Annotated in this window: 19 protein-coding genes; 14 read left to right on the top strand and 5 right to left on the bottom strand. The window is 70.6% G+C overall.

Translation table 11 applies throughout. The annotated features are described in order from the left end of the window. Nucleotides 1–123 precede the first annotated feature (123 nt). Together N8I84_RS38965 and N8I84_RS38960 are read right to left on the bottom strand one after the other, a co-directional pair. Nucleotides 124–1,107 (bottom strand): acetylxylan esterase, encoded by a 984-nt coding sequence (locus N8I84_RS38965; protein ID WP_263234258.1) that lies wholly within the window; start codon nucleotides 1,105–1,107, stop codon nucleotides 124–126. 132 nt (nucleotides 1,108–1,239) lie between these two features. Then, nucleotides 1,240–4,110, bottom strand: a complete 2,871-nt coding sequence (locus N8I84_RS38960; RefSeq protein ID WP_263234257.1) for a glycoside hydrolase family 3 protein — start codon at nucleotides 4,108–4,110, stop codon at nucleotides 1,240–1,242. 516 nt (nucleotides 4,111–4,626) lie between these two features. Between N8I84_RS38960 and N8I84_RS38955 the strand changes: the two genes are divergently transcribed. After that, nucleotides 4,627–5,577, top strand: coding sequence for an expansin EXLX1 family cellulose-binding protein (locus tag N8I84_RS38955; RefSeq protein WP_263234256.1), 951 nt, complete (start codon nucleotides 4,627–4,629; stop codon nucleotides 5,575–5,577). A gap of 191 nt (nucleotides 5,578–5,768) precedes the next feature. Here N8I84_RS38955 and N8I84_RS38950 read toward each other — a convergent pair whose 3' ends face one another. The 3 genes from N8I84_RS38950 to N8I84_RS38940 form a co-directional block, all read right to left on the bottom strand. Further along, nucleotides 5,769–7,070, bottom strand: a complete 1,302-nt coding sequence (locus N8I84_RS38950; RefSeq protein WP_263234255.1) for a glycoside hydrolase family 27 protein — start codon at nucleotides 7,068–7,070, stop codon at nucleotides 5,769–5,771. After that, a complete protein-coding gene (locus N8I84_RS38945) occupies nucleotides 7,067–7,519 on the bottom strand; it encodes a hypothetical protein (protein WP_263234254.1) in 453 nt (150 codons plus the stop codon). Before N8I84_RS38945 ends, N8I84_RS38950 begins: the two co-directional genes overlap by 4 nt. Before the next feature lie 244 nt (nucleotides 7,520–7,763). Then, on the bottom strand, nucleotides 7,764–9,998 hold the full coding sequence (locus N8I84_RS38940) for an alpha-L-fucosidase (protein ID WP_263234253.1): 2,235 nt from the start codon (nucleotides 9,996–9,998) through the stop codon (nucleotides 7,764–7,766). Nucleotides 9,999–10,471: 473 nt separating this feature from the next. Here N8I84_RS38940 and N8I84_RS38935 point away from each other — a divergent pair, with 473 nt between their 5' ends. The 13 genes from N8I84_RS38935 (at nucleotide 10,472) to N8I84_RS38875 (ending at nucleotide 23,934) form a co-directional block, all read left to right on the top strand. Next, nucleotides 10,472–11,536 (top strand): sugar ABC transporter substrate-binding protein, encoded by a 1,065-nt coding sequence (locus N8I84_RS38935; RefSeq protein WP_263234252.1) that lies wholly within the window; start codon nucleotides 10,472–10,474, stop codon nucleotides 11,534–11,536. Between the two features lie 45 nt (nucleotides 11,537–11,581). Then, nucleotides 11,582–13,144 (top strand): sugar ABC transporter ATP-binding protein, encoded by a 1,563-nt coding sequence (locus N8I84_RS38930; RefSeq protein ID WP_263234251.1) that lies wholly within the window; start codon nucleotides 11,582–11,584, stop codon nucleotides 13,142–13,144. Continuing rightward, nucleotides 13,137–14,180, top strand: a complete 1,044-nt coding sequence (locus N8I84_RS38925) for an ABC transporter permease (protein ID WP_263234250.1) — start codon at nucleotides 13,137–13,139, stop codon at nucleotides 14,178–14,180. Before N8I84_RS38930 ends, N8I84_RS38925 begins: the two co-directional genes overlap by 8 nt. Nucleotides 14,181–14,272: 92 nt before the next feature. After that, nucleotides 14,273–15,598, top strand: a complete 1,326-nt coding sequence (locus N8I84_RS38920; protein ID WP_263234249.1) for an L-fuconate dehydratase — start codon at nucleotides 14,273–14,275, stop codon at nucleotides 15,596–15,598. Next, nucleotides 15,591–16,493 (top strand): amidohydrolase family protein, encoded by a 903-nt coding sequence (locus tag N8I84_RS38915; RefSeq protein WP_263234248.1) that lies wholly within the window; start codon nucleotides 15,591–15,593, stop codon nucleotides 16,491–16,493. The genes N8I84_RS38920 and N8I84_RS38915 overlap by 8 nt, the downstream gene beginning before the upstream one ends. Then, nucleotides 16,484–16,921 (top strand): RbsD/FucU family protein, encoded by a 438-nt coding sequence (locus N8I84_RS38910; RefSeq protein WP_263234247.1) that lies wholly within the window; start codon nucleotides 16,484–16,486, stop codon nucleotides 16,919–16,921. The genes N8I84_RS38915 and N8I84_RS38910 overlap by 10 nt, the downstream gene beginning before the upstream one ends. Further along, nucleotides 16,918–17,955: a zinc-dependent alcohol dehydrogenase gene (locus N8I84_RS38905; RefSeq protein ID WP_263234246.1), complete on the top strand. Its 1,038-nt coding sequence runs from the start codon at nucleotides 16,918–16,920 to the stop codon at nucleotides 17,953–17,955. Before N8I84_RS38910 ends, N8I84_RS38905 begins: the two co-directional genes overlap by 4 nt. 1 nt (nucleotide 17,956) lies before the next feature. Continuing rightward, on the top strand, nucleotides 17,957–18,718 hold the full coding sequence (locus tag N8I84_RS38900; RefSeq protein ID WP_263234245.1) for an SDR family oxidoreductase: 762 nt from the start codon (nucleotides 17,957–17,959) through the stop codon (nucleotides 18,716–18,718). Further along, a complete protein-coding gene (locus N8I84_RS38895) occupies nucleotides 18,715–19,344 on the top strand; it encodes a bifunctional 4-hydroxy-2-oxoglutarate aldolase/2-dehydro-3-deoxy-phosphogluconate aldolase (protein WP_263234244.1) in 630 nt (209 codons plus the stop codon). Before N8I84_RS38900 ends, N8I84_RS38895 begins: the two co-directional genes overlap by 4 nt. After that, entirely contained in the window at nucleotides 19,341–20,558 is a 1,218-nt protein-coding gene (locus N8I84_RS38890; protein ID WP_263234243.1) for a sugar kinase, read from the top strand. The genes N8I84_RS38895 and N8I84_RS38890 overlap by 4 nt, the downstream gene beginning before the upstream one ends. A 59-nt stretch (nucleotides 20,559–20,617) precedes the next feature. Beyond that, nucleotides 20,618–21,670, top strand: a complete 1,053-nt coding sequence (locus N8I84_RS38885; protein ID WP_263234242.1) for an aldo/keto reductase — start codon at nucleotides 20,618–20,620, stop codon at nucleotides 21,668–21,670. After that, on the top strand, nucleotides 21,645–22,376 hold the full coding sequence (locus N8I84_RS38880) for a FadR/GntR family transcriptional regulator (RefSeq protein ID WP_263234241.1): 732 nt from the start codon (nucleotides 21,645–21,647) through the stop codon (nucleotides 22,374–22,376). The genes N8I84_RS38885 and N8I84_RS38880 overlap by 26 nt, the downstream gene beginning before the upstream one ends. 463 nt (nucleotides 22,377–22,839) lie before the next feature. Beyond that, nucleotides 22,840–23,934, top strand: a complete 1,095-nt coding sequence (locus N8I84_RS38875; RefSeq protein ID WP_263234240.1) for a LacI family DNA-binding transcriptional regulator — start codon at nucleotides 22,840–22,842, stop codon at nucleotides 23,932–23,934. Nucleotides 23,935–24,076: the final 142 nt, after the last annotated feature.

Genomic DNA, 24,076 nt, shown 5'->3' with positions numbered 1-24,076 from the left:
GCTGCTCCGTGTGTGCGGTGGGGCCGCTGGTGTGACGCCCGGGCGGCGTCCGCGTCAGCAGCCGTTCGCGATCGGGCGAGACGGTCGTTCCCCGGACGGAGACGGGTGGCTGCGGTGCAAGGGTCACTGCTCGGGTGCGAGCCCCCGCTCGGCCAGCCAGTCCAGTTGGACGGGCGGGTTGGAACCGCAACCGCCGCCATGGTCCGCGAAAGGCCAGACGGTCATGGTCCGGTCGTCACCCGCGTAGTGGTTGAAGGCGGCGTAGACCGTGGAGGCCGGACAGATCGGATCCATCAGGCCGACGCTGAACAGGGCCGGTGCGGTGGCCCGCTGAGCGAAGTGGACGCCGTCGAAGTAGTCGAGGGTGGCGAAGGTCGGCTCCACGCGGTGGCGGCTGTGCCAGCGCAGGTACTTGGCGATTTCCGGGTAGGGGCCCTCGCCGGTGATCTGGACGGCGCGGCGGAAGTGGCACAGGAACGGCACGTCGGGCATCACCGCCGCCACCCTGTCCCCCAGGAGGCCGGCGGCGGCGAGAGCCAGTCCGCCGCCCTGGCTGCCGCCCGCGACCACGACCCGGCGGGCGTCGAGACCGGGCAGTTCCGCGACGGCGTCCACCGCACGCGCGCAGTCGGTCATCAGGCGCCGATAGTAGTAGTTCTCGGGCGAGTCGATGCCGCGGGTCATGAATCCCTCGGCCCACTGCGTGCCGTCGCCCTGATTCCGGTCGGGGGTGTCGTGGCCCTGGCCCCGGCTGTCGACGACGAGCTGGGCGTACCCGGCGGCCGACCAGAAGAGGTGGTCGGTGGGCAGGCCGCGGCCACCGCTGTAGCCGATGTAGGTGACGACGACGGGCAGCTGGCCTTCGGCTCCGCGCGGGCGGAGCAGCCAGGCGGCCACCGGTTCGCCGTTCCAGCCGGGGAAGCGCAGGTCGTCCACCTCGACGGTGCGCAGCCGGAACCGGTCGGTGACGCGCTCGGCCTTCACCGCTCCGCCCTGCGATCGGGCGTCGTCGAGCGTGCGCTGCCAGAAGGCGTCGAAATCGTGCGGTGCGGTCGACACCGGTCGGTAGCCGACGAGTTCGTCATGGCCGAGGTCGGTGAGAGGCATGGGGACTTCCTCCGGATGGAGAGACGGTGAAGCGGCGGGATGATGGAACGTGAACAGCACGGGAACTCCTGGGCGTGGGCGGCGGCCCGTCACCACCCGAGGACGAGCGGCCGCCGGTCTGGGGGCGGACGCTCAGCCCTTCGCCTGCGACGAGTCGAAGCGGAACGCTGCGAGGCGGATGTGGCCGTGGAGGACCAAGGTCAGGTCGTGCAGGCCGGCTTCGACGCCGGACAGTTCCGCGGTGACCGTGGTCCAGGCGTACTGGTCGCCGGTGACCGGCACCGCGATCCGCGCCAGCTTCCGCTCGCCCGCCCGCACCTCCACGCTCGCCTCTCCTGCGGCGTCGCCCTCGCGGGCGACCTCGGCCTCGACCCGGACCGCTCCGGTCAGGTCGACGGAACGGAACAGCAGCGTCGCGGGGCGCGCGGGATCGGCGGGGGCGACCGCATCGCCGGAGGCCCGGGTGGCGTCGACGAGGGTGATGTCCGCGTGGTCGTCGAAGTCGACGGCCGGGGTGCGCCGGTCGACGACCGCACGGGGGCTGGGCGCGGGCCCGGTCACGGTGAGCCGCGTGGTGCCGACGATGTTCTCGGCGGAGCGCGCGAGCAGCACCTCGTAGTCGCCGGGGTCGACGGTGAAGGCTCCGGTGGTGACGTCCCAGTGGGCGAGCCGTTCGGCGGGGAGCCGGAAGGTGAGCTCCCTGCTCTCGCCCGGATCGAGCCGGACCTTGTGGAAGTCGGCCAGCCGCCGCCGGGGCGCCTGGTAACGGGCGTCCAGGGGCCGGACGTAGAGCTGGACGACCTCGCTTCCGGGCCGGGAGCCGGTGTTGGCCAGCGTCACCGTCACGTCCACCGAGCCGTCCTGGGTCATGGAATCCGCGGAGAACCGCAGGTCCCGGTGGGCGAAGTCGGTGTACGACAGGCCGTGTCCGAAGGGGTAGAGGGGTGCGGCCCGGTGGTACTGGTACGTCCAGCCCGCGTTGATGATGTCGTAGTCGAGGGGGTGCGGCAGCTCGTCGTCGCCGCGGTACCAGGTCTGCGGCAGTCGCCCGGCCGGGTCCGCCTCGCCGAGCAGCACCGCGGCCAGCGCGCGGCCGGTCTCCTGCCCGCCGTGCGAGGTCCACAGCACGGCCGGCAGGTGGGCGTCGGCCCAGTCGACGGCGTAGGGGTAACTGCTCATGACGACGAGCGCGGTCTCCGGGCGGACGGCGGCAACCGTGCGCAGCAGCGCTTCCTGGGTCTCGGGCAGGGCGATGCCGGTACGGTCCTCGGTCTCGCGGCCGTTGATCATCGGGTGGTTGCCGAGGACGACGATCGCCACGTCGGCCTCCTCGGCGGCGGCCCGCGCCTCGGACGCGCCGTCGCGCAGCAGTGCTCGCTGCCAGCGCTCGGCCGTCGCGGGGCTCTCGGCGGTGACCCGCACCCGGCCGTCGGCGGGATCGAGGGCGGCGTAGCGGCCGGTGCGCACGTTGCGGAGCAGGAAGGTGTCGCCCTCACCGTCCGGGGCGGGCTCCAGACAGAAGGTCTCGTTGACGAACCAGTTCTTCAGCAGCGTCCGTTCGGCGACGAGCGAGGCGTCGTCCTGGAGGCCGAGGTAGCGGCCGGTGCCGGCCTCGCACAGGGTGAGGACGCCGTCGCCCCACTCCTGGACGTCGAAGGCGGCTGCGCCCAGCGGCTCGCCGGAGGTGCGGGAGCGCAGCTCGATCCGGTCGGCACCCTGCACGCAGACCACCTCGCCGCCCGCCTGCGCGAGCGCTGCGCGCAGGCCGGTCGCGATGCCGACCTGGTACGGAAGGGTGCCGCTGTACCAGTCCTCGTACAGGCTGTCGGCGTGCGGGCCGATGACCGCGATCCGCGGTGCGCGGGCCGGTTCCAGTGGCAGCAGACCGTCGTTCTTGAGCAGCACCACCGACTCGGTTGCGGCGCGCCGGGCAAGGGCGCGGTGCTCGGGGCAGTCGACCACCTCCGGGCCGATGCCGGCGTACGGGTCGAGGTCGGGGTCGAACTCACCGAGGCGGAAGCGGAGTTGCAGCTGGCGGCGAACCGCCCGATTCACGTCCTCCTCCTCGATCAGTCCGCGCTGAAGTGCCTCGCGCAGTCGGCCGATCACGGTCGCGCTGTCCTCGCGGTGGTCGGTGAAACTGTCGATGCCGGCTTTCAGCGCGGCGGCGTGGGAGGTGGCGTGGTCCTCGAAGTAGTGCTCCATTTCCACCAGGTTGGAGGGCGCCTGCTCGTCGCTGACCACGAACAGTTCGTGGCCGGTCTGCCGTGCCCAGCGCCGCAGCTCGTCCTCGAGGAGCGGACTGACGTGGCAGGGGCGGCCGTTGACCAGGTTGTAGGCGGCCATCGCGCCGGTGGCCGCGCCGGAGGCGATGATCGGGCGGAAGGCGGCCAGGTCGTACTCGTGCAGCACGCGGGGGCGCAGAACGGAGGAGGTGACGCAGCGGTCGTTCTCGTTGTTGTAGGCGAGGAAGTGCTTGAGCACCGGGGCGGCGCGCAGGAAGTCGGGATGGTCGCCGGCCAGGCCCCGGCAGTACGCGGTCCCGAGGCGTGCGGTGTGCAGCGGGTCCTCGGAGTAGCCCTCCTCGTTGCGACCCCACCGCGGATCGCGGAGCAGGTTCACCACGGGCGACCAGATCTGCAGGCCGTTGGGGCCGAACCCGGTCGGGGTCGGCCGGTGCCGGTGGAGAGCGCGCAGTTCGACCGAGACCGCCTCGGCGACGGAGCGCACCAGATCCTCGTCCCACGAGGCGCCCAGCCCCACGGCTTGGGGAAAGACGGTCGCTTCCCCCATCCCGGCCACACCGTGCAACGCCTCTGTTCCGGTACGGAACGAGGCGATGTCCAGGCGTGGGACGGCCGGGACGTACTGGTGCAGCATGGCGAGCCGCTCGTCCAGCGTGAGCCGGTGCAGGAGGTCGTCGACGCGCTTGCTGATCGGAAGCGCGGGATCGCGGAACGGCGACCCGGCTTCGGGCAGGGCGTGCTTGGACGGGCTGTTCACGTGGGAACCCCTTGTGCGGTGCGGTGAGCGAGCAGCGGAAGAGCGTGGCGGCAGTGCGTGTTGTCGAAGCGCTTCGAAAGTGACATGGACCCAGCGGGCTGTCAATCGGCCGGTGACCATTTCGCCGCCGCTCAACCCCGTCTCAACTGCCTGAATGGCGGATATCTTCTGAGGACCGGCCAGGTCAGGACCGATGCCGGGGAGGGACGGGACGAGTTGCGTCCGACCACTTGTCGGGCATGAAAGCCGACGTTAACGTAACGCTTGTCGAAGCGCATCGACTCGGCGGCCTGCCGTCCGCCTCCGAGGTGCCCCGGCTCGGCCTCGGCGGATACCTGCGGCAACTTCGACCCGGCGGCAAACCTCCAGGCAACCACCTGCCCATCGGCGGCCACCGAGGGGGAACACCGGCTTGATCTTCCAGAACGGATGAGCGATGAAGAAGCCGGCAACCTTTTCCCTTCCTGCGGTCACTGAGCAGTGCACCATCAGCTCGATGTTCCGAACGGACGGGTAATGAAGACAGCGAGGCAGGCCGCGCGGCAGCGCAGGCACAGACGCAGGATCATGCTGGGCACCGCCTTGGGGCTGACCGCCGCGGGCGTTCTCGCCACCCTGGTGGTGGCATTGCTGCCCGACCGCAAGGTCGATGCACGGTCTGCGGCGGCCGCACCCGTCGCCACCACCCGGGTGGGAGCCACCGCCGCGACCGAGTCGGGTACCTCGACCGCTTCTGGCTCCCCGAGACCGACCGGCACCCCGACCCCGACGGCTTCTGCGACCGCCGCGACAGCTGAGCCCTCGTCCACTCACAGCTCGCGGCCCCCGCGGACTGCGCCCACGACCTCGTCGGCGGGACGGATTCAGCCCGGGACCGCCTACCGAGGAGTCGCCACCGCCTACGAGGCCGGGAACGGAGACGGCGCCTGTCTGTTCGGCCCGAGCCCCGACCTCATGATCGCGGCGATGAACACCACCGACTACGATACGTCCCGGGCGTGCGGCGCGTACGTGCTCGTCCGGGCGGCCAACGGCAACTCCGTCACGGTGCGGATCACCAACGAGTGCCCCCTGCCCTGCGCGCCCGGGCAACTCGACCTCAGCCAGCAGGCCTTCGCCAAACTCGCCGACCTCAGCGTCGGCCGGATCCCGATCACCTGGAGCCTGCTGAGCCCCAGCACGTCCGGCACCATTTCCATCAGGTACAAGTCCGGGTCCAGCCCCTATTGGTGCGGCATTCAGGCGATCGGCCACAGGAATCCGGTCACGCGGCTGGAGGTCCGCGCCTCCGGCGGCTGGCGGCAACTGCCCCGCACCGACTTCAACTACTTCATCTCCGCCGACGGCAGCGGGTGCGGCAGCGCGATCAGGCTGACGGACATCTATGGGGAACGGCTGACGATCAACGGGATCGCGCTGCGGCCGGACGTCGTACAACCGACCCAGGTCCAGTTCGCCCAGCACTGACCCCGCCGCTCACTTCCGCGACCCCGCAGCCGGGGCGACGCCCGCTGTACGGCCCTCGTGCCCGGTGCGCCGTATACCTCGGGCCTGGGCTCGACCGGCTCCCGCAACGGCTTCGGGGCGGAGGAGTTCGACGAGTGTGTCGGCGGGCAACAGGCCCTTGCTCAGGACGTGACCGACGTACGGGGTGAGGGTCAGGCAGGTGTGCCCGGCGGGGTCAGGCGGAACAGGCACGCTCCATGAGCGGGCAGCTCCAGACGCAGGTCGCGTCCGTCGTGCGGGACGTCCCCGCGTGTCCACACCTCCCGCACGTGGTGGTCGGCGCCCGCGCCGATGGACCCGAGGGGTACGGCCACCCGGCTCGGGGCGTCGGCCAGGGAGAACACCGCGGCGTAACGGGTGCGGCCGTCCACGTCCCCGGCCGTCCAAAGGACGAGGTCCCGCTCGCGCAGGACCTCCCGGTTGTCCCTACTGTGCCACAGCACGGCCAGCGCCTCGTCGTTGGTGAGGAGGTCGATGGTCTCCGGAGGGCTGGTGGGCAGGTCGCCGCCCATCATCAGGGGGGAACGCGAGATCAGCCACAGGGTGAGCAGGCTGGTCTGCTCGGCGTGGGTGAGGGAGCACAGCCGGTCCTCGCCGCGCTCGGCGCGGATGCCGACGTGCCCCAGCGGCAGCATGTCGGCGTCCGCCCAGCCGCGCTCGCTCTGCCAGGGAGCCCAGCGGGCCATGCGCGCGAACTGGGCTTCGACGTCCTCCCACCGATCCCACAGGTCGTCGCAGATCCGCCACATGGTGGCGTGTTCCCGCAGATGGTCGAGACGGGCCAGCGAGACGTCGGTGCCGGGCGACAGGCTCAGCTCGATCGGCCGCCCGCTGCGCTCGATGGCCAGGGCGTAGGCGGCTATCTCCCGTTCGTGGTACGGGAAGAGCATGTCGTCGGCTTTGACGAAGTCGACTCCCCAGTCGGCGAACTGGGCGACCTGGGAGTCGTAGTACGCCTGGGCGCCAGGGTGGTCATGGTTGAGACCGTAGTTGTCGGAGTTCCAGGGGCAGACCGAGCCGGTGTCGGCGACCTCGTCGGCCGTGAAGCCGGTTCCCGCGACGGGCAGCCGGGCGGCGACGGCGCGGCGGGGGATGCCGCGCATGATGTGCAGGCCGAAACGCAGACCCAGGTCGTGCACCCGCTGGGCCAGCGGTGCGAAGCCCGCTCCCGCAGCGGCCGAGGGGAACCGGTTCGGGGCCGGGAGCTGGCGGCCGTACGCGTCCAGGACCACGGGCGCGTCCGTGTTGTAGCCGTGAGCGCGGGCCGTCGGCTCGTACCACTGGATGTCCACCACGACGGTGTCCCAGCCGTGCGCGAGCAGGTGGTCCCGCATGAAGACCGCGTTGGCGAGCACCTCGTCCTCGGTGACGGTGGTGCCGTAGCAGTCCCAGCTGTTCCAGCCCATCGGCGGGCGCGCCTGGTGCGGGGGGATGGGGCGTGGCTGTCGGGTCATCGCTGATCGCTTCCGGTGCGGGCGCGCACGACGCTTTCCGGGCGGGTGCGCAGAACAGTGAAGGAGGAGGGTGCGAGGTCGCAGACCGGGTCGGTCACACGGTTCTTGACCGGAGAGGCCGGGGTGGGTGCGAAGCTGCTCGTGGCGTGCGGCTGAGCCCCGAGCATGGTCCGCGAGGAGGTCTCGCCGACGTCGGGGAGGAACCCCGCGCCTCCGGCCGTCTTCCGGGCCTGGGCGGCGAAGACGCATGACGGCCCGTCCACCGCGTCCGCGAGCGACAGCCTGGCTCCCGTGCCGCTCTCCGTCTGCCGGACCAGGCCCTCGCCGTCGGACTCCCGGACACCGGACTCAGGGCGCCGGGTGGCGGATCCGGGGGCCGTCTCCGCACCGGGGGAGCCCAGGCGGACGTCGGTGAAAAGCGCCGTGTCGCCGGAGTTCACCGAGTGCATGCGCTGGACTGTAGTTGAGCGTGGGCCAGACGTGGGCGTTGCCGAAGCAGAAGCGTTTCGAGCTCGGCGTCCCCCGACATGGACTCGCTTCCACATCGAAGCGGATCATTGAGCCGCGCCCCGACCGAGTCTGCGGTGGACCGGTCGGGGCGCGGGCAGGTATGGGCAGGTGATTCTTTTGGCGGCCGCGCCGGGAAGCGCGTGGAGCGCCCCGCCGCAGCCGCTTGTCCTGCCGGTGCGAGGGTCACACCGCCGTGAAGGTCCACTCCAGGTTGGGGCTGCTGTTCCCGGACCACTGCTTGGTCACGGAGCCCGAGGGCACGTTGCCGCCGCCGTCGAGGACGAGGCCGGTGGTGCGGTTGGCGATCCAGTACCTGCCGCCACCGCGGGGCGTGATCCGCCACTGCTGGTTGGTGCCGCCGTTCCAGGGAGCCTGCTGGGCGGCGGACCCGTTCGTGGTGGCGCCCCATCCGTCGGCGACCATGCCGTTGGTGCGGTTGACCAGCTTGTAGTAGCCGTTGCCGAGGTCGACGGCCTGCCACTGCAGGTTGGTGCTGCCGTTCCAGGTCCACTGCTTGAGGTTGGAGCCGCTGGGGACGTTGCCGCCGCTGTCCAGCACCAGCCCGTCGGTGACGTTGGTGATCCTGAGCCAGGCCGAGGGGTTGAACTGTACCTTCATCGACACGACGGCGTCGTTGTTGCCGGTGTTGCGCAGGTCGGCGTTGTCGGCGCTGAAGGTCCAGGCCGTGCCGGTGAAGTTGTCACCGGAGTAGCCGATGATCTGGTAGCCGGGGGCCAGCTTCAGCGAGGACAGGCTGCGGCTGGGCAGTCCGGCGAGCGTCAGCTGGTCGGCGGTGTAGGAGCCGATCGGGAGCACGGCGTAGCCGCCGGAGTAGTTGACGTCCTGGTAGGCCACGGCCCCGGCCAGTGGCTGCAGGGTCGGGATCTGGCCGGAGAAGGTCAGCTTGACGACGTAGGCGAGGGCGGAGAACGGCGCCGACGACGAAGGCAGGGTCACGTGCAGCCCGGTCGCGTCCTGCGTCGGCGCGGGCAGGTTCGTGTACGTGCCGGCGGTGGGGTTGAGCAGCTGCGCCGAGGCCAGGGAGCTGACGTTGATCCGGGCGGAGTTGAGCGTCGATATCGTCAGTGTGCTGCCCGGCCAGCCGAGGACCGTGGCGTACAGGACGGTGTTGTTCTTGTTCCGGGTGAAGCGGATGTCCTGCGCGGTGCCGGCTTGCGGGTTGGTGAACGAACCGCCGCCCATCTGCGTGGGGCCTTCGCCGTACGCGGTCCAGGCCCGGGTCGAGTAGATCGACTCGCCGAAGCGCTTCAGGTAGTCGCCGATGCCGAGCAGGATGTCCTGCTGTGCCTGGGGGATCGTGCCGTCCGCCATCGGGGCGATGTTGAGCAGCATGTTGCCGTTCTTGCTGACCCGGTCGATCAGCGAGTGCAGCATCTGCTGGGTGCTGTAGTAGCCGATGCCGTTCGTGTAGCACCAGCTGGAGCTGGAGATGCTGTCGTCGGTGAGCCAGTAGGGGGCGGTGACGTCGGCGGGGCCGCCGCGTTCGTAGTCGAAGACCTCTCCGTGGCTGTCGAAGCCGTCCTTGTAGGTGGCGACGACTTCGCGGCCCCAGGCGTTCGCCTGGTTGTAGTAGTACGACAGGAAGTTCAGCCGCTGGGCCTCGTCGACCTTGGACAGGTCGAAGTCCTCCCAGAGGATGTCGGGCTGGGCGAGGTCGACGACCTCCTTGAGCTTGTCGTACCACAGCTGGTTCTCGGCCGTGGTGCCCAGCTGCCCGTAGAGCTTCTGCAGGCTCGGGTCGGACTGCGCCGGCACGTGGTCGTAGTAGCCGTTGAAGTTGAACGCGTGGTGCATGGCCACCAGGAGCTTCAGCCCCTTGGCGCGGATGGAGTCGGTGAACAGCTGGAGCAGGTTGAGCTTCGGGCCCTTGGCGACCGAGTTCCACTCGTTGACCTGGCTGTTCCACATGGAGAAGCCGTCGTGGTGTTCGGCGACCGGTCCGGCGAACCTCGCGCCCGCGTCGACGAACAGCTGCGCCCACGCGTCGGGGTCGAAGTTGCCGCCCGCCGACTTCAGCTTCGGTGCGAACTGCACGAAGTTGCCCGCCAGGTCCTTCGCCCCGTTGATGAAGTTGTGGTACGGCCACACGGACGGGTCGCCGTAGGTCGCGACGTGGTGCTGGTTGGCCGCGCTGCCGGCTATGTACATGTTGCGCGGGTACCACTCGCTGTCGTACGCGGGAACGCTGAAGACGCCCCAGTGGAAGTAGATGCCGAACTTGGCGTCCTGGAACCACTCGGGGGCGGGCGGGTGCTGGTCGACCGAGGACCACGACGGTGTGTAGGTGCTCGGTGCCGCCTGCGCGACGCCCGCCCCGAGGCCGCCGCCGGCGACGGCTGCCGCTGCCACGCATGTGGCGGCGGCCAGGAACTGGCGTCTGTTGAACGAGCTCGACATGAGGACATCCCTGAAGTGGGGGACAAGGGGAGACACGACGCCCCCGGGCTCTGGAGCGCCGCACGTTACGCATGAAGTTCGACCATGTGACGGGCTGATGTCAACGGGTGTGCAGGGATGAAAGCAATCCCTCGACTCGACCCTTCACCCCAATTAAGACACTTATGTTCCTTTTCTTCAGCGTCAGACATGGAATGTTTGCGCGATGCGATGCACGAAAGACGCGACGCCCCGGCAGAGCCCGCACGCAAGCCGTCGGCGCATCACAAATACGCATCATTGATGGGATCGATTTGCCTCAGTGGTCACTGCGGAGAGCTACAGGACCACCTGTTTTGCAGCGACTTTTCCCGAGACCTAGACAGCACCCTCGGTCGCCGCCTATACATACATCCCATCTCTTCGAATGCGGCGACCACGGCTGTCGCTCTGCGAACCATCTCCCGCTCCGGGACCAGCGCGAGGAAGTACCGATGAGACTCAGAACCGCACTCTGCACCACCGCCTCGGCCCTGTCCGCCCTGGCGCTGCTCAGCGCCTGCAGCAGTGGCTCGGGCACCGCTTCGTCGTCGGGCAGCGCCCCGCTGGTGGGCGTCGACTACCCGCGTTCCGACACCGACTTCTGGAACTCGTACATCAAGTACACGCCGGAGTACGCCAAGCAGCTGGGGCTGTCGCTGAAGACGACGAACTCGCAGAACGACGTCGCCAAGCTGACTGCCAACGCGCAGACGTTCATCAGTCAGGGCGTCAAGGGCCTGGCGATGGCTCCGCAGGACACGGCTGCCATCGCGCCGACCCTGGCGCAGCTGGAGGCGAAGAAGATCCCGGTTGTCACGGTCGACACCCGCCCCGACAGCGGCAAGGTGTTCATGGTGGTGCGGGCCGACAACCGCGCCTACGGCGAGAAGGCGTGTCAGTACCTGGGCACGAAGCTGGGCGGCAAGGGCAAGGTCGTCATGCTGGAGGGCGGTCTGGACTCGATCAACGGCCGGGACCGGACCGAGGCGTTCAACGACTGCATGAAGAAGAACTACCCGGGCATCAAGGTGTTCGGTGAGCCCACGAACTGGGATGGCGCCACCGCCGCGCAGAAGCTGCAGACGGACCTGACCGCCAACCCGGACATCAAGGGCGTCTACATGGAGTCCAGCTTCGCATTGTCCGGGACGCTGCAGGTGCTCAAGCAGAAGGGCCTGCTGGTGGGTCCGAAGGACAAGAAGCACGTCTTCATCGTGTCCAACGACGGCATCCCCGAGGAGCTGAAGGACATCGCCGCCGGGCAGATCGACGCCACCGTCTCGCAGCCGGCCGACCTCTACGCGAAGTACGCCCTGTACTACCTGAAGGCCGCGATCGACGGGAAGACGTTCCAGCCCGGCAAGACCGACCACGGCAGCACCATCATCCAGGTGCGTCCCGGTCTGCTCGAGGACCAGCTCTCCGCCCCGCTCGTCACTGCTGACGGCGGTACCTACGGCGGCGTGCCCAGTGTCAAGAGCGACGACAAGTCGCTGTGGGGCAACAACCTCGGCTGACACCACGTCCGAAGACCAACGGCGAACATCACCAAGGCGGTTGAGATGAGCGACGGGGAACGAGCAGTCCGCCCCGCACCCGCCCCGACGGACGACGGACGGGTCCCGGCAGATCCGCCCGTCGTCGAGGCGGCGGGCATTGTCAAACGATTCGGTCCGACGGTGGCGCTGAACGGCGCCCGGATCACCATCAGGCCCGGCGAGACCCACGCGCTCGTCGGCCGCAACGGCGCCGGCAAGTCGACCCTGGTGTCCGTCCTGACCGGCCTGCAGGCCCCGGACGAGGGAACGGTGACCTTCGGCGGCAGCCCGGCGCCGCGGCTGGCGGACCGCGACGCCTGGCGCCGGCGCGTGGCCTGTGTCTACCAGAAGTCGACGATCATCCCGACGCTGACCGTCGCCGAGAACCTCTTCCTGAACCGGCACGACCACGGCCCAAGCCGGCTCATCAGCTGGCAGGGTGTGCGCCGGCGGGCGCAGGAGCTGCTTTCGACCTGGTCGGTGGATGTCGACCCGCAGACGCCCGCCGCTGATCTCAGCGTGGAGCAGCGGCAGTTCGTGGAGATCGCCCGCGCGCTGTCCTTCGGCGCCCGGTTCATCATCCTCGACGAGCCGACCGCCCAGCTCGACGCCGCGGCGATCAACCGGCTCTTCGACCGCATCCGCGACCTGCAACGGCAGGGTGTGACGTTCCTGTTCATCAGCCACCACCTGCAGGAGGTCTACGAGATCTGCGACATGGTGACCGTGTTCCGGGACGCCCGCCACATCCTGACCGCGCCGGTGGCCGAACTGCCCCGCACCGAGCTCGTCGCCGCGATGACCGGTGAGGCGGCGGCCGACCGGCGTGAGGAGCGGGCGAGCACCCTCGACGCCGGCGCCACGGCCGTGCTCAGCGTCCGCGGTCTGAGCGGCGAGACCTACGAAGACATCAGCTTCCAGGTGGGCGCCGGGGAGATCGTCGGGCTCGCGGGGGCCGCGGGCAGCGGACGCACCGAGGTCGCCGAGACCGTGGTGGGACTGCGGGCCGCCGACAGCGGCGAGGTGGAGATCGCCGGCAAGCGTCCGCGTCCCGGCAGCGTGCCCGCCGCGCTCGCCGCCGGTGCCGGGTTCGTCCCGCAGGACCGGCACCACCAGGGCTTCGTGCCCGACATGTCGATCGCGGACAACGCCACGCTGTCCGTTCCCCACAGGCTCGGCAGGAACGGCTTCCTCAGCCGTGACCGCCGGGACCGGCTCGCCGACAACATGATCGAGCACCTGGCGATCAAGACGCCCGGCCCCGACCTGCCCGTCTCCGCGCTCTCGGGCGGCAACCAGCAGAAGGTCGTCATGGCCCGCGCCCTGGCCGACGACCCGAAGCTGCTGGTTCTGATCAACCCGACCGCGGGCGTGGACATGCGCTCCAAGGAGTTCCTCCTGGGCAAGGTCGAGGAGACCGCGGAAACGGGCACCGGAGTGCTCATCGCCTCCGACGAACTCGACGACCTGCGCATGTGCGACCGGGTCCTGGTGATGTTCCAGGGCCGTGTGACCTCAGAGATCGCCCGCGGCTGGCACGACCACGAACTCGTGGCCGCGATGGAAGGAGTGGACCTCAATGCCTGAAACCGTCCTCGCGGACACAGCCGCAGCCAAGGGCCCGGAGCGTGAGGCGAAGCGGACCGCGCTGTTCGGCGGCCGGATACCGCTGGCCCGGCTGCGCGACCTCGCCCTCGTCCCCGCGATCGTCGTCATCGCGATCGTGGGCCAGATCGTCAACCCGGTCTTCCTGCAGGCCGACAACCTCATCAACGTCCTGCAGACCATGTCCGAGATGGCTCTGCTGGTCCTGGCCCAGACGATGATCCTGATCGTCAAGAAGATGGACCTGTCGCTGGAGTCCACCATGGGCCTGGCGCCCGGCGTCGCGGCCTGGCTGGTCGTCCCGGCCGGCGCGGGCCACGGACTCGGGCTGTTGCCCGGTGCCTGGGCGATTCCCGTCACGCTCGCCGTGGGCGCGCTGGTCGGCGTGATCAACGCGCTGCTGATCATCCGCTTCGGTCTCAACGGCTTCATCGTCACCCTCGGCATGCTGATCGTGCTGCGCGGCATCCTCACCGGCATCTCCGGCGGCCAGACCTTCTTCCAACTGCCGGCGTCCATGCTCTACCTGGGCACCGCCGAATGGTTCGGGATGCCGGCCTCCATCTGGATCTGCCTGGCCCTGTTCGCGGTCGCCATCGTCGTCCTGGGTTGGACCAGCTTCGGCCGCTCCCTGTACGCCATCGGCGGCAACGTCGACGCGGCGAAGGCGGCCGGCATCCGCACCGACCGGGTGCTGTGGATCGTCATCGTCACCGGCAGCGTGCTCGCCGCCCTCGCCGGGCTCCTGCTGTCCGGGCGGCTGGCCTCGGTGGCCTCCGCGCAGGGCAACGGCTACATCTTCACCGTCTTCGCCGCCGCCGTCATCGGCGGAATCAGCCTCAACGGCGGCAAGGGCACCATGTTCGGCGCGTTCTGCGGCATCCTGCTGCTCTTCATGATCCAGAACGTGCTCACGCTCGCGGGCGTCCCCGCACAGTGGATCGGCGCTCTCAACGGCCTGATCATCCTGGTCGCCCTCGCCATCTCCCGCATCACCGGCGGCAAGGTCCAGGAGTGAACCGGGCGGCCGTCGCCGCCGCACACCGCTCGCCGCCGCCCGTTCCGTCGCAGGGGGCCCGTCTCCCACCTGCTCTCACAGGAGTTCCCGCCATGTCCTCTGCCGTGTCCGCATCCGCCCGTATCACCGCCCTCGACGTCCTGGACGTGCGGTTCCCGACGTCCGAGCACCTGGACGGCTCGGACGCGATGAACCCCGAACCCGACTACTCCGCCGCCTACGTGGTCCTGCGCACCGACGCCGGCGACGGGCTGGAGGGCCATGCCCTGGCCTTCACCACCGGACGCGGCAACGACGTCCAGGCCGCCGCCATCGCGGCCCTCGCACCCCACGTGGTCGGCCTGTCCGTCGAGGAGGTCTGCGCCGACCTCGGAGCGTTCTCCCGCTCCCTCGTCCACGACCCCCAACTGCGCTGGCTGGGCCCGGAGAAGGGCGCCATCCACATGGCCACCGGAGCCGTCGTCAACGCCGCCTGGGACCTCGCGGCCAAGCGGGCCGGCAAGCCCGTGTGGCGCTTCCTCGGTGAGATGTCACCCGAGGAACTGGTCGCCCAGGTCGACTTCCGCTGGCTGTCCGACGCCCTCACCCCCGAGGAGGCCCTGGACATCCTGCGCCGCGCCGAACCGGGCCGCCAGGAGCGCACCGCCCGCCTGCTCGAGCGCGGCTACCCCGCCTACACCACCACCCCCGGCTGGCTCGGCTACTCCGACGAGAAACTGGCCCGCCTCGCCCGCGAGGCCGTCGCCGACGGCTTCACCCAGATCAAACTGAAGGTCGGCGCGGACCTTCAGGACGACGTACGACGCATGCGGGTCGCTCGCGAGACGGTCGGCGACGGCATCCGCATCGCCGTCGACGCCAACCAGAGATGGGACGTCCAGCCCGCCATCGACTGGATGCAGGCTCTCGCCCCCTACGCCCCGTACTGGATCGAGGAACCCACCTCCCCCGACGACATCCTCGGCCACGCCGCGGTCCGCAGGGCCGTCAGCCCGATCAAGGTCGCCACCGGCGAGCACGTCGCCAACCGGGTCGTCTTCAAGCAGCTCCTCCAGGCCGGCGCGGTCGACATCGTGCAGATCGACTCCGCACGGGTCGGCGGCGTCAACGAGAACATCGCGATTCTGCTGCTGGCCGCCAAGTTCGGCGTTCCGGTCTGCCCGCACGCCGGCGGCGTCGGTCTGTGCGAGATGGTGCAGCACCTGTCGATGTTCGACTACGTCGCCGTCTCCGGCACCCTCGAGGACCGGGTCATCGAGTACGTCGACCACCTCCACGAGCACTTCGTCGACCCCGTCCGCATCGCCGACGGCCACTACCTCGCACCCACCCTGCCCGGGCTCAGCGCACAGATGCACCCCGAGTCCCTCAAGGAGTACGCCTACCCCGACGGACCCGTCTGGACCGCCCGTGTCTGACGCCCAGGCCCTCGTCGACGCCCACCACCACGTCTGGAACCTCGACGTCCGGCCGCAGCCCTGGCTGGACGAACCCGGGCACGAGCCGCTCCGCCGGAGCTTCAGCTCGCACGCCCTGCGATCGGCCGCGACCCGGCCGATCGCCGGACGACGGCTGACGAGCACGGTGGTCGTCCAGTGCATCACGTCCGTCCCCGAGACACGCGATCTGCTCGCACTTGCCGACAGCGACCCGCTGATCGGCGCCGTCGTCGGCTGGGCGGACCTGACGTCCCCCCGGATCGGCGACGCACTCGACGACCTGCGGACGGGGTCGGCAGGCCGGCACCTGCGGGCCCTACGGCACATCGTGCAGGGCGAGTCCGACCCGCACTGGCTCCAACGCCCGGACGTGGAGCGGGGGTTGCGAGCGGTCGCGGAGCGAGGGCTCGGGTATGACGTGCTGATCCGCAGCCACCAGTTCCCGCAGGCGATCCGTCTCGCGGAGAGGCTGCCGGAGCTGCCCCTCGTCCTCGACCACGCGGGCAAGCCGCCTCTCGCACAGCGGGAACTGACCGACTGGGCGCAGCAGGTGCGGACACTGGCCGGGCATCCCCAGGTCCGCTGCAAGGTGTCGGGGCTCGTCACGGAGGCCGACCACGAGAAGTGGACCGTCGACGACATCCGCCCGGTGTGGGACGTCCTGCTCTCCGCCTTCGGCCCCGACCGGCTGATGTTCGGCTCCGACTGGCCGGTCTGCGTCCTCGCCGGTGGCTGGAACCGCTGGGCCGCCACCGTCGAGGAACTCCTGGACGGCTGCTCCGGCACCGAGATCCACGCGGTGCTCGCCGGTACCGCGACGGCCTTCTACCACCTGACGCCTGCCCCGACGAAGGAGGGGACGCCGTGCTCCTGACGGAACTGCTGCACCCGGGAATCCTCGAAGCACTGGCCGGAGCCGGCCACGGCGCCCGCGTCCTGCTCGCCGACGGCCACTACCCCGCAAGTACGGCCACCGGCGAGCGGGCCAGAACCGTCCACCTCAACCTGAGGCCGGGCCTGCTGGACGTCACCACCGTGCTCGACGTCCTCCTGCGCGCGATCCCCGTGGAGTCGGCACAGGTCATGGTGCCGCCCGAGGGCGAACCGGAGCCCCCGGCCATCGCCGAGTACCGCGCCCGGCTGGCGCCCGCCCCGGTGAAGACGCTGGACCGTTTCGAGTTCTACGACGCCGCACGCTCCCCCGACCTGGCGCTGGCGATCGTCACCGCCGACATCCGTACGTACGCCAATCTGCTGCTGACCATCGGCGTCCGCGCTGAAGGGACACTGACCCCACGATGACACTCGCAGTCCGCTACAAAGCCGCCCGCACCCTGGACACCGCTCCGGTCGAGACCTCCTCCCCCGGCCCCGGGGAGGTGGAGCTGGCCCCCGCCTACGTCGGCATCTGCGGCACCGATCTGCACATCTTCCACGGCGACATGGACGCCAGGGTCGCCGCGCCCGCCGTCCTCGGACACGAGATGTCCGGCCGCGTCGTACGCGTCGGGCCGGACGTGGAGGGCTGGCAGCCCGGTGACGCGGTGACCGTGATGCCGCTGCGCTGGGACGGCACCTGCCCGGCGTGCACCTCCGGTCACCGGCACGTCTGCCAGAACCTCGACTTCATCGGCATCGACTCGCCGGGCGCGATGCAGCAGCGCTGGACCGTGCCTGCTTCCACGCTCGTACGCCTGCCGGAGTCCGTCTCGCTGGACCGGGCCGCCCTCGTCGAACCCACCGCCGTCGCCGTTCACGACGTCGGCCGGGCCCAGGTGCGGGAGGGTGAACGGGTCGTCGTGGTCGGCGGCGGGCCGGTCGGGGTGCTCATCGCGCTGGTGGCGCGGGCCGCCGGGGCCGAGGTCCGCCTGGTGGAACTGAGCACCCACCGGCGCATCCTGGCCGAGGAGTTGGGCCTGACCGCCTGGGACCCGGCCGCCGAGGACGTGCCCGAGCTCGTCCGGCGGTGGACCGGCGGCGCGGGCGCGGACGTCGCCTTCGAGGTCTCCGGCGCGGCGGGCGGTGTCGACACCGCCGTGGAGGTGCTGGGCGTACGCGGCCGACTGTGTCTGGTGGCGATCCACCCCCGGCCCCGCGAGGTGAACCTGCACCGCTTCTTCTGGCGCGAACTCACCCTCGTCGGTGCCCGGTTGTACGACCGCTCGGACTTCGAGAAGGCGGTGACGCTGGTGGCGGACGGCACGATCCCCGCAGAGCGGCTGATCAGCAAGGTCGTGCCCCTCACCGAGGCACCCGCGGCCTTCGAGGCGCTGGAGGCGGGCGGGGACGTGATGAAGATCCTGGTGGACTGCGGCAACGACACGACGGGAGCCTGAGATGCCTCTGTTCGACCTGACCGGGCGGCTCGCCGTCGTCACCGGGGCCCGGCGCGGCATCGGCCGGGCCATGGCCCGGGCCCTCGCCGAGGCCGGCGCGGACGTCATCGGTGTCAGCGCCACCCTGGAGACATCCGGCAGCGACGTGGAGAAGGACGTCACCGCCGCGGGACGCACCTTCGAGGCGATCCGCACCGACTTCGCCGACCCCGACGCCGTACGGGCGCTGGGTGCGGAACTCGCGGGCCGTGAACGGCCGGTGGACATCCTGGTCAACAACGCGGGCACGATCCGGCGCGCCCCGGCCGCCGAACACTCCGACCGCGACTGGGAGCTGGTGCTTCAGGTCAACCTGAACGCGCAGTTCGCGCTGTCGCGTGCGGTGGGCGGGGCGATGGTGTCCCGTGGCCAGGGAAAAATCATCTTCACCGCGTCGCTGCTCAGCTTCCAGGGCGGCATCACCGTCCCCGGCTACACCGCCGCCAAGCACGGCATCGCCGGACTGACCAAGGCCCTGTCCAACGAGTGGGCCCCGCACGGCGTCAACGTCAACGCCATCGCCCCCGGTTACATCGCCACCGACAACACCCAAGCCCTCCAGGACGACCCGGTGCGCAGCAGGGCCATCCTCGACCGCATCCCCGCCGGACGCTGGGGCAGCGCCGACGACCTGGCCGGCGCCACCGTCTTCCTCGCCTCGGACGCCGCCGCCTACGTCCACGGCACCGTCCTGCCCGTCGACGGCGGATGGCTCGGCCGATGACCACCGATCTCGCCTCCGAGCTGGCCGGCGCCCGGGTCCTGCCGGTGCTCACGGTTCCGTCCGTGGCGCACGCCGGTCCGCTCGCCGACGCGCTCACGGCGGGCGGAGCCCGGTGCGCCGAAGTCACCTTCCGTACCCCGGACGCCGAGCAGGTGGTGAAGGCGATGGCGGCCCACGGCGGGCTGGCGGTCGGCGCGGGCACCGTGCTCACGTCGGAGCAGGCGGAGCGGGCCGTTGTGGCCGGGGCCCGCTTCATCGTCTCCCCCGGTTACGACGCAGACGTCGTCGCCACGTGCCGTGAGCTCGACGTACCCGTCGTACCGGGCATCGCCACCGCCACGGAGCTGATGCGCGCCCTGCGCGCGGGCCTCGACACGGTCAAACTGTTCCCCGCCGAGCCGCTCGGCGGCATCGGGATCCTCAAGGCGCTCGCGGCTCCCTTTCCCCAGGCACGCTTCCTGCCGACCGGAGGCGTCGGCCCCGCGCACCTGCCCGTCTACCTTTCCCATCCGGCGGTCCTCGCCGTCGGCGGCAGCTGGATGGCGACCACCGGCCACCTGCGGCGCGGCGACTACGACGGGATCCGGCGGCTGACCGCCGAGGCCGTCCGGAGGAGTACGGGATGAGCGTCCCCGATGTCATCGCCCTCGGCGAGGTCATGCTGCGCTTCGACCCCGGCGAGGGCCGTATCCGTACCGCCCGCACCTTCCAGGTCTGGGAGGGCGGCGGCGAGTACAACGTGGTCCGCGGACTGCGCCGCTGCTTCGGCCTGCGCACGGCCGTAGTGACCGCCCTGGTCGACAACGCGGTGGGGCGGCTGACCGAGGACCTGATCCTCCAGGGCGGTGTCGACACGTCACTGATCCGGTGGGTGCCCGGCGACGGCATCGGCCGCACCGCCCGCAACGGGCTGAACTTCGTGGAGCGGGGCTTCGGCATCCGGGGCGCGCTGGGCGTCAGCGACCGTGCGAACACGGCCGTGTCCCAGCTGCGCAAGGGGGACGTCGACTGGCACGCGCTGTTCGCCACGGGCCCGCGCTGGTTCCACACGGGCGGCATCTTCGCCGGCCTGTCGGACACCACCGTGGACGTGGCGGAGGAGGCGATGGACGCGGCGCGACGGCACGGGGTGACCGTTTCCTACGACCCGAACTACCGGCCCAGCCTCTGGGCCGACCGCGGCGGTGCCGAACGGGCCCGCGAGGTGGACCTGCGGCTCGCCCGGCACGCCGACGTGGTGGTGGGCGCCCTCGGCCTGAGCGGACCGTACCCCGGAGCGGTGCGCGTCCGCGCGGAAGAGGTGCCGGATGCGCTCGCCGAGGTCGCCGACCGGCTGCCCGGGGTGAAGGTACTGGCCACGACGCTCCGCGACGTGCCTTCGGCAGGTGTGAACGACTGGTCCTCGGCGGCCTGGTCGCCGGCGACCGGCTTCGTCGCGGGTCCGGACATGCCCGGCCTGCACGTCCTGGACCGCATCGGCTCCGGCGACGCCTTCGCGGCCGGGCTGATCCACGGGCTGCTGACGGCCCCCGGTCCTGAGGACGAGCTCACGACCGTTTCCGAGCCGGATCCCGGCCGGCGGAGCGGCGAGACGCCTGAGCACGGCCCGCTCGGCCTATCCGGGTCGGAGCACGCATGGCTCCGGCGTCCCGCCTCCGAGCCGCTCGCGGGTGCCGAGCCGACCAGTGCCCCGCTCACCGTCGCCTGTCTGAAGCGGGCCCTCGCCTACGGCACGGCGCACGGCGCACTCGCCATGACCACGCCCGGCGACGTCTCCATGGCCTCGCTCGCCGAGGTCGAAGCGCTCGTGGCGGGCGGCTCGGCCGTCGTCAGGCGCTGAACGGCGTCCCTTTCCCACCCGTCGGCCCCGTCCCGCCCGAAGGACCCGAGGAGCATGTCTTGAGAACCCGGAAGATCACGAACACCACCGTCGACGTCACCGAGCTGGGCTTCGGAGCCTCCGTCATCGGCAACCTCTACCGGGTCACACCGGCCCAGGACGCGGCGGCGGCGATCGAGGCGGCCTGGGACAGCGGCATCCGGTACTTCGACACCGCGCCCCACTACGGGCTCGGCCTCTCCGAGCAGCGCCTGGGGGCCGCCCTGCGTGATCGGCCCCGCGAGCAGTACGTCGTCTCCTCCAAGGTGGGTCGGCTGCTCGTGCCCAACGAGCATCCGCGGGGCGTCGACAGCGAGGGCTTCGTCGTACGCGACGACCTGCGCCGCCAATGGGACTTCAGCCGGGACGGCGTGCTCCGCTCCATCGACGCCACCCTGGAGCGTACGGGTCTGGACCGGCTCGACATCGTCTACGTGCACGACCCCGACGACCACTGGCGGCAGGCCGCCGAGGAGGCCATGCCCACCCTCGCGGACCTGCGCGACCAGGGGGTGATCGGCGCGATCGGCGCCGGCATGAACCAGTCGGCCATGCTCGCCCGCTTCCTGCACGAGACCGCCGCCGACGTGGTGATGCTCGCCGGCCGCTACACCCTCCTCGACCAGTCCGCGCTGGACGACGTACTGCCCGCCGCACAGCAGCACGGCAAGAGCGTCGTCGCGGTCGGCGTCTTCAACTCGGGTCTGCTCTCCCAGGACCGCCCGACACCGGGGATGAAGTACGACTACAAGGTCGCCCCGCCGGACCTCGTCGCCCGTGCCCTGGCCATCGCCGAGGTCTGCGAACGTCACGGCACCACCCTGCCCGCCGCCGCGATCGCTTTCCCCTTCAGCCATCCCAGTATCATCAATGTCACCCTGGGGATGAGGAATCAGGAGCAAGTCGGGCGCAACGTGGAACTCCACCGTCGGCATGTGCCGGAAGCTCTCTGGCAGGACCTTCGCACCCAGGGTCTGATCAGTCCGGACGTACCCACGCGGAACAGCGCGGAGAACACTCCGGGGGAGACGGAAGGGGTGGCGCGCGATGTCGCTGACGGACAAGGCCATTGAGCGGATCCGTGAGCTCATCCGCACCGGCGCGCTGCCACCGGGCTCGAAGCTGCCGCCGGAGCCCGAGCTTGCGGCCCAGCTCGGTCTGTCCCGCAACCTGGCCCGCGAGGCGGTCAAAGCACTCGCCGTCGCCCGCGTACTCGAAGTCCGGCGGGGCGACGGCACCTATGTGACCAGCCTCCAGCCGAGCCTGCTGCTCGAGGGCCTCGGCGGCGCGGTGGAGCTGTTGCAGAGCGACTCGGCGGCGTTGCTGGATCTGATGGAGGTCCGTCGGCTCCTCGAGCCGGTTGCCACCGCTCTCGCCGCCACCCGGATCTCCGACGACCAGCTGGCAGAGGTGAAGCAGCACCTGGACGCCATGCGAGGGGCGCGCGACGACGTCGAACAGCTCAACGCGCACGACGCGGCGTTCCACCGCGCCGTGGTCTCGGCCACGGGCAACGAAACGCTGCTCACCCTGCTGGAGGGCATCTCTGGCCGTACGCTGCGCGCCCGGATCTGGCGCGGCCTGGTCGACGACCAGGCCGGGGGGAGGACCCTCGCGGAACACGAGGCGATCTTCGATGCCCTGTGCACCCGTGACGCCGCCCTGAGCCAGGCCGCCGCACTGATGCACGTGAGTCACACCGAGCAGTGGCTGCGAGAACATCTCAAAAGCGCGGCCCTCCCGCGCGGTGTCACTCCGGCGACCGGGAAACGCAGCTGACACCAGTCCCCCATCCACTCGCGGATCGTCTCTGGGTGTTGCTGTCGACGATGATGCTGCCGCCCATCAGGACCGGCAGTTGAACGTGTTCACCCTCAGCGGGTGTCGCACGCTCCAGCGCCCGCGCGCACACCCCGCATGGCCAAGCCGCGTCCCGGTCCGTCATGAGCCCAGGCGCAGACCGGAGTTGCGGAACCGGTTCGATATGACGGTGAGACCGTAGAGCCGGGGCGAGACCCGGTCAAGACCGCTGCGCACCCTTCCTGGGCAGCGCCTGACTGTTGCGCAAAAGACCGCGCGGGACCATTGACAGTCGACGGGGCGCCTCCTAGCTTCATCGCTGAGCGAACCGGTTCGATGGACGGCGCTCGCGTTACCCGACCCGTTCCTCAGAGCCCCGGTACGCTGTCGCCCCTCGGCAAGAATCGAACCGGTTCGCTCGCAGCGCAGCAGAGGAGTCGCCGTGAACATCGGTGAGATCGCCCGGCGGGCCGGTGTCTCGCGGAGCACCGTGTCCTACGCGCTGAGCGGGAAGCGTCCCGTGTCGGACGAGACCCGCCGCAGGATCCAGCAGGTGATCGACGAGTTGGGGTACCGGCCCAACGCCAGCGCGCGGGCTCTGGCGAACGGCCGGACCAGCACGATCGGCCTGGTCTTCCCGCCGGCCGGGAACCATTACACGGGGATGCAGCTGGATTTCATCGGCAGTGTGGTGGAGGCCGCGGCGGCGTACGACTACGACGTGCTGTTGTCCCCGAGCGGCGTGGACAGTGACCGCTCGTTCCAGCGGCTGCTGGGGGAGCGGCGGGTCGACGGGGCGATCCTGATGGAGATCAGGCTCGAGGACGACCGGGTCGATCACCTGGCCGCCCTGGACTTCCCCTCCGTCGCGATCGGCCGTACCGCCCGTCCGGAGGGCGGCTGGTGGGTGGGCCTGGACCACACCGCGCTGGCGGAAGCGTGCGTCCACCACCTGGCGGACCTCGGCCACCGCCGGGTCGCCTTCGTCAACCGTCCCGAACAGCTCCTGCGGGCGGGGTACGAGTCGGCACACCGGGGCCTCGACGGGTTCACCAAGGCCGCGGCCGAGCGCGGGCTGACGGTACGGACCTACTGCTGCGGGGACGACGCCGCATCGGGCCAGGCATGCCTGGAGCAGATCCTCCAGGAGGAGCCGGCCACCACGGCCCTGGTCACGCTGAACGAGGCCGCGCTGGGCGGCCTGTACCGGGGGCTCGCCCAGGCGGGCCGCCATGTGCCGCGCGACTTCTCCGTCACCGGAATCGCCGCCGGCCGCTGGGCGGAGACGGTCACCCCGCAACTCACCGCGGCGGACGTACCGGCAGCGGAAATGGGCCGCTTGGCCGTCGACCTGCTCGTCGAACGACTCGACCACCCTGACGCCCCCGCCCGGCACCACCTGCTCACACCCCCGATCTCCTTGCGGGCCAGCACCGGGCCCGCCGCTGCTCCGCCCCCCGCCGAGGCCCGGACTCCGGCCACCGCCCGCGTCCCTGACCCGGGACACGGGACCCCCGTAGCCGCCTCGCGGAACTGAGCACCCGAACTCGCAGCCTCCCCCTTCGCCGACCGAGGACCCGAACCCCTCACCGTCGCATTCGGTCTGCCCGTATCCCCCTGTCACGGCTCCTTCGGCACGCCACCTGGACCGCGAGCAGCCACCTGCTGCTCGCCGAGGC

The organism is Streptomyces cynarae, from assembly GCF_025642135.1.
Classification (GTDB): domain Bacteria; phylum Actinomycetota; class Actinomycetes; order Streptomycetales; family Streptomycetaceae; genus Streptomyces; species Streptomyces cynarae.
Note: the sequence above shows the minus strand (reverse complement) of the source record. Positions and strands in the feature narration are given on the sequence as shown.

What these genes read in the sequence shown, in the direction of transcription:
- N8I84_RS38880 (WP_263234241.1), top strand. Translation starts at nt 21,645, where the DNA reads ATGTCGCTGACGGACAAGGCCATTGAGCGGATCCGTGAGCTCATCCGC.
- N8I84_RS38950 (WP_263234255.1), bottom strand. Translation starts at nt 7,070, where the DNA reads ATGACCCGACAGCCACGCCCCATCCCCCCGCACCAGGCGCGCCCGCCG.
- N8I84_RS38905 (WP_263234246.1), top strand. Translation starts at nt 16,918, where the DNA reads ATGACACTCGCAGTCCGCTACAAAGCCGCCCGCACCCTGGACACCGCT.
- N8I84_RS38900 (WP_263234245.1), top strand. Translation starts at nt 17,957, where the DNA reads ATGCCTCTGTTCGACCTGACCGGGCGGCTCGCCGTCGTCACCGGGGCC.
- N8I84_RS38890 (WP_263234243.1), top strand. Translation starts at nt 19,341, where the DNA reads ATGAGCGTCCCCGATGTCATCGCCCTCGGCGAGGTCATGCTGCGCTTC.
- N8I84_RS38930 (WP_263234251.1), top strand. Translation starts at nt 11,582, where the DNA reads ATGAGCGACGGGGAACGAGCAGTCCGCCCCGCACCCGCCCCGACGGAC.
- N8I84_RS38955 (WP_263234256.1), top strand. Translation starts at nt 4,627, where the DNA reads ATGAAGACAGCGAGGCAGGCCGCGCGGCAGCGCAGGCACAGACGCAGG.
- N8I84_RS38935 (WP_263234252.1), top strand. Translation starts at nt 10,472, where the DNA reads ATGAGACTCAGAACCGCACTCTGCACCACCGCCTCGGCCCTGTCCGCC.
- N8I84_RS38965 (WP_263234258.1), bottom strand. Translation starts at nt 1,107, where the DNA reads ATGCCTCTCACCGACCTCGGCCATGACGAACTCGTCGGCTACCGACCG.
- N8I84_RS38925 (WP_263234250.1), top strand. Translation starts at nt 13,137, where the DNA reads ATGCCTGAAACCGTCCTCGCGGACACAGCCGCAGCCAAGGGCCCGGAG.
- N8I84_RS38945 (WP_263234254.1), bottom strand. Translation starts at nt 7,519, where the DNA reads ATGCACTCGGTGAACTCCGGCGACACGGCGCTTTTCACCGACGTCCGC.
- N8I84_RS38920 (WP_263234249.1), top strand. Translation starts at nt 14,273, where the DNA reads ATGTCCTCTGCCGTGTCCGCATCCGCCCGTATCACCGCCCTCGACGTC.
- N8I84_RS38940 (WP_263234253.1), bottom strand. Translation starts at nt 9,998, where the DNA reads ATGTCGAGCTCGTTCAACAGACGCCAGTTCCTGGCCGCCGCCACATGC.
- N8I84_RS38895 (WP_263234244.1), top strand. Translation starts at nt 18,715, where the DNA reads ATGACCACCGATCTCGCCTCCGAGCTGGCCGGCGCCCGGGTCCTGCCG.